At 43.2% G+C, this 11962-nt stretch carries 9 protein-coding genes and 4 tRNA genes; 10 read left to right on the top strand and 3 right to left on the bottom strand.

The genetic code is table 11. From position 1 onward, the window contains the following. The first annotated feature begins 188 nt into the window (after window positions 1–188). Complete coding sequence (locus KJ365_RS10070) at window positions 189–1916, top strand: SWIM zinc finger family protein (RefSeq protein ID WP_214451530.1); 1728 nt, start codon at window positions 189–191, stop codon at window positions 1914–1916. A 193-nt stretch (window positions 1917–2109) separates the two neighbouring features. After that, entirely contained in the window at window positions 2110–3147 is a 1038-nt protein-coding gene (locus tag KJ365_RS10065; RefSeq protein ID WP_214451529.1) for an MBL fold metallo-hydrolase, read from the top strand. Here the strand turns inward: KJ365_RS10065 and KJ365_RS10060 are convergent. The 3 genes from KJ365_RS10060 to KJ365_RS10050 form a co-directional block, all read right to left on the bottom strand. After that, on the bottom strand, window positions 3122–4756 hold the full coding sequence (locus KJ365_RS10060; protein ID WP_214451528.1) for a PH domain-containing protein: 1635 nt from the start codon (window positions 4754–4756) through the stop codon (window positions 3122–3124). The two genes, KJ365_RS10065 and KJ365_RS10060, sit on opposite strands and share 26 nt — an antisense overlap. Continuing rightward, on the bottom strand, window positions 4749–5279 hold the full coding sequence (locus tag KJ365_RS10055; protein WP_214451527.1) for a PH domain-containing protein: 531 nt from the start codon (window positions 5277–5279) through the stop codon (window positions 4749–4751). Before KJ365_RS10055 ends, KJ365_RS10060 begins: the two co-directional genes overlap by 8 nt. A gap of 80 nt (window positions 5280–5359) precedes the next feature. Further along, the gene (locus KJ365_RS10050) at window positions 5360–7243 is read right to left on the bottom strand and encodes a GGDEF domain-containing protein (RefSeq protein WP_214451526.1); all 1884 of its coding nucleotides are present in this window, start codon (window positions 7241–7243) and stop codon (window positions 5360–5362) included. Window positions 7244–7455: 212 nt separating this feature from the next. Between KJ365_RS10050 and murB the strand changes: the two genes are divergently transcribed. From murB to tuf, 8 genes are all read left to right on the top strand, one after another. Further along, the gene (gene murB / locus KJ365_RS10045) at window positions 7456–8502 is read left to right on the top strand and encodes a UDP-N-acetylmuramate dehydrogenase (protein WP_214451525.1); all 1047 of its coding nucleotides are present in this window, start codon (window positions 7456–7458) and stop codon (window positions 8500–8502) included. Between the two features lie 13 nt (window positions 8503–8515). After that, window positions 8516–9514 (top strand): bifunctional biotin--[acetyl-CoA-carboxylase] ligase/biotin operon repressor BirA, encoded by a 999-nt coding sequence (birA, locus tag KJ365_RS10040; RefSeq protein WP_214451524.1) that lies wholly within the window; start codon window positions 8516–8518, stop codon window positions 9512–9514. Further along, a complete protein-coding gene (locus KJ365_RS10035) occupies window positions 9498–10232 on the top strand; it encodes a type III pantothenate kinase (RefSeq protein ID WP_214451523.1) in 735 nt (244 codons plus the stop codon). Before birA ends, KJ365_RS10035 begins: the two co-directional genes overlap by 17 nt. A gap of 125 nt (window positions 10233–10357) precedes the next feature. Continuing rightward, a tRNA-Thr gene (locus KJ365_RS10030) sits at window positions 10358–10433 on the top strand. A 9-nt stretch (window positions 10434–10442) separates the two neighbouring features. Next, window positions 10443–10527: transfer RNA gene (locus tag KJ365_RS10025), tRNA-Tyr, on the top strand. Between the two features lie 33 nt (window positions 10528–10560). Continuing rightward, window positions 10561–10635, top strand: a tRNA-Gly gene (locus KJ365_RS10020). 8 nt (window positions 10636–10643) lie between these two features. Further along, a tRNA-Thr gene (locus KJ365_RS10015) sits at window positions 10644–10719 on the top strand. Between the two features lie 53 nt (window positions 10720–10772). Further along, window positions 10773–11957 carry an elongation factor Tu gene (gene tuf, locus KJ365_RS10010; RefSeq protein ID WP_214451457.1) on the top strand — a complete coding sequence of 395 codons (1185 nt, stop codon included), beginning with the start codon at window positions 10773–10775 and terminating at the stop codon, window positions 11955–11957. Window positions 11958–11962: the final 5 nt, after the last annotated feature.

Raw genomic sequence — 11962 nt, 5'->3', positions numbered from 1 at the left:
GCGATGGTAGTGTGGGGATTCCCCATGTGAGAGTAGCACATCGCCAGACTCCCATACCAAGCCCTAGCATTATGCTGGGGCTTTTTTATTGCCTGATTTTAATTGAAAATATCCGAAAATAACGTAGGCTTAAGGTTTACATTCTCCTAACGAAACGACAACTCAGTTTGCCGATATCACCACACACTATGAACGATTTAGAAGCTCTCGCGCTTAGATTAGCCGGTGATAAAGCGTATAAAGATGGCACGTTACTGTTTACTAACGGAGCCGTTACGCAATTAACGGTCGCACTGCCTAAGATCACTGCCATTGTGCAATCGCACGCTACCAATCAGGTTGAGCTTACATTATCAAACGGCATAGTTGATGGAAGTTGTAACTGCGAGGTCTCAGAAGGTTTTGATTTCTGTGGGCATTGTGTAGCCGCGCTTTTGACCTATCAAAAAAGACTTTTAAAGCTGGAAGCTGCCTCAAAGGGAAATCCGGAAGAGCGCCTCAAAGCATATCTAGATTCGTTGTCACCACAAGACATTAAAGCTGGGCTGTTACGCGTTGTTTTATCTTCAAGTGAGCTTCAAGAGCACTGGTTGACTTTTGCTGATCTCGCCTCCGGCAAATTAGTACCCTCTGATCTTAAAAAGAGTATTACCAAAGCTCTACCGCTAAAGGATATTTGGCGTCACGACAAAGTGAAGCTATATTTTGCTAGTGCACTGTCATTATTGCATAGATTGTTTGAGGTGATCGACAGTCTATCCGTTCAAGACCAGTTTGAACTCTGTGCTTTTGCGTTAGCCCGATACGATAAAATTCTTGAGCGAATAGATGACGCTGGTGGTCACCGCTTTGGGGTGCTGGCTCTATTGGAGCGCAAATACGCTTCGGCTTTTAAACGCCTAGATATGAACGTCTCAGAAAAAGCCGACTTTTTATTACAGCTATTTGATACTCAGTATATTCACTTTGAGCTTTCAGGGCTACCCGATAAATTCATCAATGCCGATGACGCTGACTTACTTTTGGCGTTTTATGGACTGTTACAACAATGGGTAGAAAAGAACATTGTTAGGTACGAAAAAACTAAGATATCTAACAAAATCGCAATCAAACGTAAGGTAAACGCGCTGAATGAGTATTTATATTCACGCAAGCAGTTTGCGTTATATCTCAAGTATCGTATATACGTCTCTGAAACCTTAGATGATTATATCGACGTGGTTAATGCTGCTTGTTTAGCAGATGATTTTAGCACCGCCAAACATTACTTAGAGGTTATTAATGGCTTAGCAAAGTCACCTCAAGATGAAGAGGTAGTCGCAAAATTAGGGCTCGATGTATCGCTAGCGCAAAAAGACGATGGGATAGCAATAGTCTACGCATGGGAATATTTTAGCAGGTCCTTAAACATTGAGACGATAGAGCTGATCAAGCGCCTACAAGGGGAAGAAGGCCAGCAAAACGTTCGCGTATTTCAAAAGGCTGAAGAGATATTGTTATCAAAAATTCAGGCGCATGCACGTATATCTGGTAGCAAAGAGCCTTCACTTTTGGTGGAATCCTTAGCTGAGCTGTACATTCGTAATAATTGCGCAGATAAGGCCTTGGCGTTAAATCATCAATACGAGTTACCTATGGACACTCAGCACGATATTGCGCAAGCTAGTCTTGAACACAGGCCTAAAGCTGCATTTAATCTATACAGGCAACTTTGTTTACTTTACCCGCAGTTGGGCTCGAACAAAGACTACCAGAGCTGCATTGATTTACTAGATGAGCTACGTGTCGCGGTATCGTTATACCCAGAATTGAAGGATCGCTTTAACCATTTATTGGCAGAGCTGTTTGATCTATACAGACACAAAACTAGCTTTATCGAACTCTTGCAAGAACACTTTTCTAACACACGCTCTTAATGACAGAATAATTACATGACTCTCCCTAAGGAGCATATTGTTGCAGTTGAGTGATGAAAGCTTTGAAGACTTCAGAGTAAGCTAGATGTGCCTTAATTCATCTAATCAATGGAGTTGTATTCAGATACTTGAATTGATCTTGCAGGTTGATGTCGTCCACACTAGCTAAACGAAGTAACACTAGGTTTCAGTCATGACAAAATCCGGTATTCAGCCTTTATCTCTTAATTTGCCAGAGGACGCTCAACTAACGCCGGTGGATGATGATGTCTATTGGTTGCGAATGCCTCTCCCTTTTGCATTAGACCACATCAATCTCTACCTCATCAAAGATGGTGATGGATATGCAGCACTTGATACTGGGATTGGCACGCAGACAACAGAACGGTTATGGGAGCGCATCTTTAGCGAGTCTGGCATTCGGTTAACAAGAGTGATTGTGACCCATATGCATCCTGACCATATTGGCCTGGCGGGATTTCTCACTGAAAAGTTCGAAGTACCTTTATACATGACTATGTCAGAGTACTTTGTGAGCCGCGCGATGGTCGCTGGCGGGCGTGGGGCCTCTAATTTCAATGATCGTCAGTACCTTAAACGATGTGGCATGACCGACGCATATATTGAGCAGGCAACTGCCTCAAAAGGGGGGCTGCAGAAAGTGGTGAGACCTATCCCGCTGGGCTATATTCGACTTACAGAGGGTATGCACTTAGACATTGGAGATTATACATGGAAGGTGATTATTGGGAGAGGCCACTCACCTGAGCATGCATGTTTGTATTGTGAACATAAAAATATACTAATTTCTGGTGATCATGTGTTGCCAAATATCTCTCCGAACATCGGTGTTTATAGTACAGAGCCCGATGCCAATGCGCTTAAATTGTACTTCGATACACTCCCACAATTTAAGAATTTACCTCACGATACTTGGGTGCTACCTTCACATAAACTGCCGTTTGTAGGGTTACACACGCGGGTAGATGAGCTTATCGCGCATCACCAAAAGCACTTGAAAGATTTACTCGAATTTTGCATTAAAGAGAAAAGCGTAAATGATTGCTTACCCGTGTTGTTTCAGCGAGAGCTCAACGAACACAATATGTTCTTTGCTATTGCGGAGGGTCTCGCCCATCTCAATTACCTTTTCTACGATGGGCAGATGACTAAGCGCACCGATTCGGATGGCCGCTGGTTATTTACTACATCCAAGCAGGCTTCTCTTTAGCGGTAACCATTAATGCTTCATCAATGATATTGGTAACGACCGCTTTATCTAGATACGGCACAGTTATCCCCCCTGATGCCAATACAAACTTCACCGTCGCTAGATTGGCTTTGCGCATAAAAGGTGTCTGTACAAACTTGGTTTGTTGAATTTTACGTATCGGAAATACAATAAAGTCACGCCCGAATAGCCCTTTTCTCACATAAATAAAGGTATCGTCACTTGCATAACCCCATCGATACCATCGTAATACACTTAGGATGACTAACAAAACTAATATGCCGATTAAAATCGCTGATAACACCGTAGGGTTGCCACTTCCATTAATGAGCATAGCGCCTAAAAGTAGTGCAGGGATGGCATAAATCATTAGCATTGGGTACAGCAAGAGGCGGACAATAAAGCGTCGACTAATTCGCTGGAAGGAGATTTTTGATAATGCATTAACTGAAAAAACGTCAAGCGTCAATTCATCGGCCTCCATAGTAGTCACCGACGGCACAATGAGTTTGGTCGCGCTGTTAAGTTGCCCCCCTTGATTAGCTCCGTGCACACCTGCTGAGTTTTGTTCAAAACTAAGATTGACCCTGCCAATAATGATATCTAACCAATCTTGTTGCTGAACGGCACGTTGGATACGAGAGCCTTTCATGCTCACTTCATGTTTGGTAAAGAGGCCGCTACGTCGGATAAAACGCCCGCCGCTCTTGCTTAGGTGATAGTCGAAAAAAACAAAGATAGCGCCGATGATAGAAAACGATACGAGTACCAGCATCAGTAGCATAAAGATGGAAAACAGATGCAGTAAGAACACGCCCATTGATTGGGTTTCGTAGTCTAAGAAACTCGCGATATCAAAACCCACTAACATTAGAATATTGCCGATATTTTCGGCGATCGCATTGTAAAACGGGGCTAAAAAGCCCAAGAAAATCCATACGCGATTATTGGTGATGCCATGAATGATCAAATCTTTGATGGAGCGTTTATTAAGCACTACTTCATCGCTTGAATGGACCTGGTTACCTTGTTCCTCAGTATCTTTTGTTTCATGTTTATCAGCGCTGTTTGGCTTTTTAATGATGCTTTGAACAATATGTTTAAAGGATTCGGCTAGGGGAAGTCGTATCGCAACAATGTTGGCCTCTTGCTTGGCAGAACCGGCGGTATCAAGTTCAATGATGGCAAAATTGCTGAAGCGATAATAAAACGGTTGAATAATCTTAACGTTTTGAATTTTAGCAAACGGCAAATCAAGGTGGGATTTTTGAAAGACACCTTGTTTGATTTCGACACGGTCAGCACTTAATCTGTAAAAGTAAAATAGGTATTTTAATAACGAGCCCATTGCGATCAAAATGGCAAGTGCTAAACAACCTAAGCCTATAAATACGATATTCTCTTTTGCTTTTGCAAAGTTAAAGGCAAAGATGGGTAAGGAATAAATGACAATATTATTGATAATAAAAAATAAAGTTTTGGCAAAAAAATACAATATGGCAATGGGGGAAACGCGAGACCACTCATCGCTTGCGATTTCTCGTTTAATTTGCGCATCAGAAGCGCTATCGTCAGGCGTGCGTTCTAACATATCGGCGTGATCACTCATCTAAAGACAAATCCTTATGGTCGATGATGAACTTTCTTAATGCCACTGCCTCCTCATAATCCAATCCAGGAATTTCAAATGTGTGTGAGACACCTCCAGCGCTAAACACTTGAAGCGTCGCTAAGTTGGCCTTTCGCTCGATAGGTCCACGATTAAGTTCGATATGTTGAATACGCAAAATAGGTTGGCTTACTAGCTTTCGAAAAAACAGTCCCGATTGAAAATGTAAGTCTTGTTCACGCACCGCATATTGAATGAACTGAAAGGAAAAAACGATATAGAGAATATTCCAAAGTGCAAAAAATAAAACTAATCCGTAAATCGCTGCGCCTAAAAACTCCATCCATTCTGGGCGGGTGATCACTATGCCGCTATCGAGAAAAGCAAACACGGCAAGAATAATGATTGTTACCAATACAGTGAGTGAGATATGTATGGTTCGATAGCGTGTGGAGATTCCTTTGAGCGGTAAACTTTCTACTGACACATCGTCTAAATTAATAGTTTGGTTGCTATATTCCATTGAAATGATTGACCTGTTGATTAGTTTGGGCGACTAGGAAGCATTAAGAAAAGATTCCTAGGTAAACTAGTAGACTACAGCTATTTTGCCTTGTCCAGAGCTAGATTCATATCGCTTATAATTTGGTCACGCCCATTGTTTTTTGCCTTGTACAGTGCTCGGTCGGCGCGACTAATAATGTTAGAAATATCTTCTTTTTCGATGGCTTGCACCAGGCCAATAGACGTCGTTGTGCTTTGTTGCATATTGCGCTTACTCGCAATTTTATGAACGCGCTTGCGATATTTCTCAAGCAATCTAATGCCCTGTTCAATCGGGGTGTCTGGAAAAATGAATAAGAACTCCTCACCCCCTATTCGCCCTAGGCTATCGGTTTTACGAAAGGTGTCCCGAGCAAGCTGAGCGGCGTCTTTCAATACATCATCACCACATTGATGACCATAGGTATCATTGATTTTTTTAAAGAAGTCCAAGTCTATGATCGCCACACAATATGGGGATAAATTTCGATTAAACATATCTTGTTGATGCTCTAGTATTTCCATTATGCGGCGGCGTGAATAGAGTTCAGTAAGGGCATCTGTATGCGCAATATACTCGAGTTTTAAACGGTGGTTGCGGCTTCTGATGAATAATAATAACAACAAACATGTCATGCAAAACAGAAGGCTAATGACTAAAAAGTAAAGCCTGTTTAGCATTTGTTTATCTTCAATTTCAGAGGTTTGAACTTGGTTTTTTTGCTTTAACTCTGCGTTCTCTTGCTGTTGAAGTTGTAGCTGAAAATTGGTGTGTATATCTAACATGCGTTTAATTTCATCAATGGGCTTGTTCACATCTCTGGCCGCAAGTACGTCTTTTGTGACTCTAAAAGCTTCTTCAAATTGGTCTAAGCGCCCAAGCAATTCCGCCCTATGAAGATGAATACTTTGGACCAGATCAAATGCACTATTGTCGATTTGCGTGGCGTTAAATGCGGCAACTAAATGCTCTATTGCGCTGTCCATATCGTTTAGTTCGGTATGAGCGCGGCTTAATAATAAATGCGATTGTGCCATATAGGTTTGTTGATCAGCCTCTAAAAGCGCCAACGCACGCAAACTCAATTCAATGGTTTCTTCTAATGCATTATTTTGAAAAGCGATGTCTGCCGCAAACTGCAAACTACGGGCGCTGTAAAGAGTATTTTGTTGATCACTTAGCATCTCATTTATCGCCGCTAATTGGGAGCGTGCCTCGTCCCACCTTTGACTTGCGATAAGGCTTGGCATGCTCACCATGAGAGCTTCTAGCATAGTTGTTGACTCGTTGAAGCTCTCAGCCGTTGTAATGGCTCGTTGAGCGTAACTCAGTGCGATCGCATGCTCGTTTCGCTGTTGATGAAGCTGCGCAATTTTAATTGAAATAATTACCGCTGAAGAGGTGTCATCTTCACTTATGGCAAGTTGCAAAGCCAATTGTAAATCTTGTAGTGCTGAAATACTTGCGCCGGCGCGTTGGTCAATAAATGCGCGCTTTTGTAGCCGATTCAGCAAAACTGAGGTTTGTGAGCCACGCAAAGTATTGTTAATAGCGTCAGTTATAGCGATACGAGCGGTTGATAAATCATTGGACCGAAGATACAGGTCAGACAAACGCTCAAAAAATTCCGCTTGTAGTTGAGCGCTTTGCGGGCTCGCTGCCGCTAGTCGTGAGATCCCTTCTTGCAATTGAAGAATGCTGGCATTATCGCGCTCAAGTTTAATATAGGCCTCAGCGAGAATGTAGTCATTCTGAGCCTGCGTATAAAAATCGGCGTCTGGTGATGAACGGCCTGACGTTTCTGCGTATGCTTGAGGTTGCTGTCGCATCTTTGCATATTCATTTTTGAATCGCTCATCGAATAAAGTTGTTTGTGCCTCAACAAAGAAACACCACAACATAAGCACGATGGCAGTTACTAACAATGCTAAATACTGCTTCATTTGCATAGACCGCTAAACAACCTCTCTAGATTATGCGAGTACGCCAACTCATTGTCATCATCTTTAGTAATACCATGGTGTAATTATCCTTAACTTATGCTTGCGGTTCGTCCAATGCTCATAGTTAAACAGACGCATTTTTGTCGAGAATGCTTGCACATCACAATAAACCCCCTAGAATCCCATTTAAGAGGCCTTTGCATCAGAGCGTTATGAACGACCCTATTATCCCAAACGTTGCTCATTCAAGCCATGCGGTTTTGCAGCCATTATCATCACTGCATACCTTTGGATTAATGGCAAACTGCTTTCAATATCAGACTATCGATACGATAGATAGTTTAGTAATGCTCTTACCAAAGTTGCAATTTAAACCATTTATTTTGTTAGGTGATGGCAGCAATACAGTATTTACACAAGATTATGAGGGCTTGGTATTAAAAAACCAACTACATGGCATTCATGTGTCACAGGACGAAGATAACTATCATTTAAACGTGGCGTCGGGAGAAAACTGGCACGATTTGGTCTGTTATTGTATGGCACAAAAAATTTATGGTCTCGAAAATCTTGCACTTATTCCAGGAACCGTTGGTGCCTGCCCAATTCAAAATATTGGTGCTTATGGCGTAGAGATCGAACGTTTTATTCACAGTGTTGAGTTTTTAGATATTAACACCGGACTGATGGGCCATTTTACCAATCGAGAATGTGCATTTGCCTATCGAGACAGTAGGTTTAAGCGCGATACTGATAATCCCAAAGTGATTACGTCGGTGAACTTTGTATTGCCCAAACAACATCAGTTGGTAACAAGTTATGGACCCCTCGCAGAATTAGTAGACCCATCGCCAGAGAATATCTTTGACAAAGTCGTTGAGATTAGAACCAGTAAGCTGCCAGATCCTGCCATTATTGGCAATGCGGGTAGCTTTTTTAAAAACCCAACCGTTGCGCGTGAGCAGTTTGTGCAGTTGCAAAAAGCATATCCAAATATCCCTCATTTCAGCGCGCCAGAAGGTAAAGTCAAAATTCCCGCAGCTTGGATGATTGACCAATTAGGATATAAAGGAAAATCTATAGGTGGGATTGGCTGCCATGAACATCAAGCGCTCGTGCTCGTTAATCATGGCAATGGAACCGGTGAAGAGTTATTGGCTCTCGCGCGTGAAATTCGCGACAATGTGCAAAGCACATATGGGATTGAACTTGAGAACGAAGTGAGAGTAATGGGCAGAAAATCTGCAGTCATTCTATGAACAAAAGCACTTTATGAAGCACACTGACGACAAAACTAACCGTATAAATAACCTTAGAATACAGATTGTATCGCTTTTGAGCGCGCATGACTTTGTCTCGGGGGCGGAGATTGCTCAGCAGTTATCGATCACCAGAAGCTCTGTTTCAAATCATGTTAGAGCATTAAATACCCTTGGGTTGGATATATTTAGTGTCAAAGGTCGTGGCTACCGCTTGGCAAAGCAAGTGGAATTGTTAAACCAACAACACATCGAAAATACCTTGGTTGATTTTGGTTTTGACCAGCGTGCTCCTATCCTAGTCGAAAACATTGTTGATTCTACAAACGATGTCATCAAGCGTAAAAGCTTAGAGTTACCACAAGGTAGCTTATGTTTGGCCGAGGCACAAACAAGTGGTCGTGGCCGAAGGGGTAGAAAGTGGATATCTCCCTTTGGTGCTAGTATTTACCTGACCATGTTGTGGCGATTTGATAGTGGTTACCAATCGATGGCAGGACTTTCGTTGATGGTTGGTCTAGCGGTGAATCGAGCCTTACTGAAAGTCGGACTTGCTGACTGCCAATTGAAATGGCCCAACGATATTTATCACAAACATAAGAAACTAGCAGGTATTTTGATTGAGGTTGAAGGGCAGGTGACAGAAATGACAACGGCAATTATTGGTATTGGCGTAAACTTTCGCCTACCCGATAATGTTGATATTGACCAAGCATTCACCGATATCCATAGCGGCTTGAACGAAGAAACGAGCCGTAACTATTTCGTCGCTTGTTTGATTGAATCGCTGTGGACGATGCTTCCGCAGTTTCAAGAACATGGTTTAACGCCGTTTTTGTCAGAGTGGGCAGAGCGCGATTTATATGTGGGGACATCGGTCAGTCTTGTCTCGGGCAATTTTGTAACCAAAGGAATTAGCCGAGGTATAGACGCCAGTGGCGCTCTGTTATTAGAAAGTGAGGGACAGGTCAAACCGTACCATGGGGGCGAAATCAGTGTCAGGCCAATCTAAATTGCTCATTGATATCGGTAATACAAAATTAAAATACTGCTGGTATCAAGAAGGGGAAAGCTTACAAGATATTAAAGGTAAGACCATTTCTTTAGATGACATCAATACCCTATTGTTAGATAAGCCAATTGTGCATTTTTGCAGTGTTAAAGCAGATGCATACAATGAGCACATCATCCATCTACTGAAAGCGGCAGAAGTACCTTTTTATCAAGCGCACACAAAAGCGTTGCAATTCGGCATCAGCAACAGTTATAAAACCGTTTCTAACATGGGAAGTGACCGGTGGCTGGCCATGTTGGGGGCGGATGCGCTCTCAAGCAAGGATGTCTTGGTCATTGATGCTGGTACCGCAGTAACCTGTGATTTTGTGGTCTCACGTCAGCATATAGGCGGCTGGATCGCCCCAGGATTAAAAATGCTACGAGCGAGTGTAGCGGCCAATGCGAACCGTGTTTTTGATTTTGAGGATGTCATTTCTGCACTTATCCCAGGAACAGGTACCGCTGAGTGCGTAGCAAATGGAGCACTTGCGCAATTAGTCGGCATGGCGCATCAGGCATATCTAACGATGCAAACTAAATCTGATGACTTCACGGTGATCATCAGCGGTGGAGATGCAGGTGCGATAGTCCAATCAATGAGCAATAACTGGCTTGTGCATGACAATTTGGTACTCGCAGGTTTAGCCAGAATTAGTGCAAGTGTTGAGTCATAATGCATTGTAAAAATTAGGCTTTATTCAGCGCTTGAGATTAATTGTCAAAAAAAGGCATATTTTTGTCATTTGTCTCTTGCCATGCGGTAAAGCTTACTCTAGAATGCGCACCCACTTGATGCAGTGCCGACTTAGCTCAGTTGGTAGAGCAACTGACTTGTAATCAGTAGGTCACCAGTTCGACTCCGGTAGTCGGCACCATCAATCTCTGGAGGGGTACCCAAGCGGTCAACGGGAGCAGACTGTAAATCTGCCGGCTCAGCCTTCGCAGGTTCGAATCCTGCCCCCTCCACCACTTTTTTATGAGGTGGTCTGAGAATATAGGAATGCGAGCATCGTATAATGGCTATTACCTCAGCCTTCCAAGCTGATGATGCGGGTTCGATTCCCGCTGCTCGCTCCATCTAAGATGCTGATATAGCTCAGTTGGTAGAGCGCACCCTTGGTAAGGGTGAGGTCGGCAGTTCGAATCTGCCTATCAGCACCATTCTCCGATCTCCTGATTAAATTTTTAATGTTAACTTTGCTGGGAAAATAGAAATGGCAAAAGAAAAGTTTGAACGTACGAAACCGCACGTAAACGTAGGTACAATTGGCCACGTTGACCACGGTAAAACGACGCTTACAGCGGCAATCACTACAGTACTAGCAAAGACTTACGGTGGTAGCGCCCAAGCATTTGATCAAATCGATAACGCACCAGAAGAGCGCGAACGTGGTATCACCATCGCAACTTCTCACGTTGAGTATGACACGCCTAAGCGTCACTATGCTCACGTAGATTGCCCAGGACACGCCGATTATGTGAAAAACATGATCACCGGTGCTGCACAAATGGACGGTGGTATCTTAGTAGTAGCTGCTACAGACGGTCCTATGCCACAAACTCGTGAGCACATCTTGTTAGGTCGCCAGGTTGGTATTCCTTACATGATCGTATTCATGAACAAATGTGACATGGTAGACGACGAAGAACTTCTAGAGCTAGTAGAGATGGAAGTACGTGAGCTATTAACTGAATATGAATTCCCTGGTGATGACTTACCGGTAATCCAAGGTTCAGCACTTAAGGCGCTAGAAGGCGACCCAGTATGGGAAGCGAAGATTGTAGAGCTAGGCGAAGCGCTAGACAACTACATTCCAGAGCCAGAGCGTGACATCGACAAGCCGTTCATTCTTCCAATCGAAGACGTATTCTCAATCTCAGGTCGTGGCACGGTTGTAACCGGTCGTGTTGAGCAAGGTATCGTTAAAGTAGGTGAAGAAGTTGAAATCGTAGGTATCAAAGACACTACGAAGACAACTTGTACGGGCGTAGAAATGTTCCGTAAGCTTCTAGACGAAGGTCGTGCTGGTGAGAACGTAGGTGTTCTATTACGTGGTACAAAGCGTGAAGACGTAGAGCGTGGTCAAGTATTGGCTAAGCCTGGTTCAATCAACCCGCATACTAAGTTTGAAGCAGAAGTATATGTACTAAGCAAAGATGAAGGTGGCCGTCATACTCCATTCTTCAAAGGCTATCGTCCACAGTTCTACTTCCGTACAACTGACGTAACAGGTGCAGTAGAGCTACCTGAAGGCGTAGAGATGGTAATGCCTGGTGATAACCTTAAATTCGTCGTAGAGCTAATTGCTCCGATAGCGATGGATGAAGGTTTACGCTTTGCAATCCGTGAAGGTGGCCGCACAGTAGGCGCCGGTGTTGTAGCTAAGATTTTAGCTTAAGCACA

This window comes from Glaciecola sp. XM2, assembly GCF_018595715.1.
GTDB lineage: Bacteria > Pseudomonadota > Gammaproteobacteria > Enterobacterales > Alteromonadaceae > Glaciecola.
This window is presented reverse-complemented; position numbering and strand designations above follow the sequence as displayed.

Excerpts from the sequence above, each read along its gene's own strand:
- KJ365_RS10060 (WP_214451528.1), bottom strand. The coding sequence starts at position 4,756 with ATGAGTGATCACGCCGATATGTTAGAACGCACGCCTGACGATAGCGCT.
- tuf (WP_214451457.1), top strand. The coding sequence starts at position 10,773 with ATGGCAAAAGAAAAGTTTGAACGTACGAAACCGCACGTAAACGTAGGT.
- murB (WP_214451525.1), top strand. The coding sequence starts at position 7,456 with ATGAACGACCCTATTATCCCAAACGTTGCTCATTCAAGCCATGCGGTT.
- KJ365_RS10055 (WP_214451527.1), bottom strand. The coding sequence starts at position 5,279 with ATGGAATATAGCAACCAAACTATTAATTTAGACGATGTGTCAGTAGAA.
- KJ365_RS10065 (WP_214451529.1), top strand. The coding sequence starts at position 2,110 with ATGACAAAATCCGGTATTCAGCCTTTATCTCTTAATTTGCCAGAGGAC.
- KJ365_RS10070 (WP_214451530.1), top strand. The coding sequence starts at position 189 with ATGAACGATTTAGAAGCTCTCGCGCTTAGATTAGCCGGTGATAAAGCG.
- KJ365_RS10050 (WP_214451526.1), bottom strand. The coding sequence starts at position 7,243 with ATGAAGCAGTATTTAGCATTGTTAGTAACTGCCATCGTGCTTATGTTG.
- birA (WP_214451524.1), top strand. The coding sequence starts at position 8,516 with ATGAAGCACACTGACGACAAAACTAACCGTATAAATAACCTTAGAATA.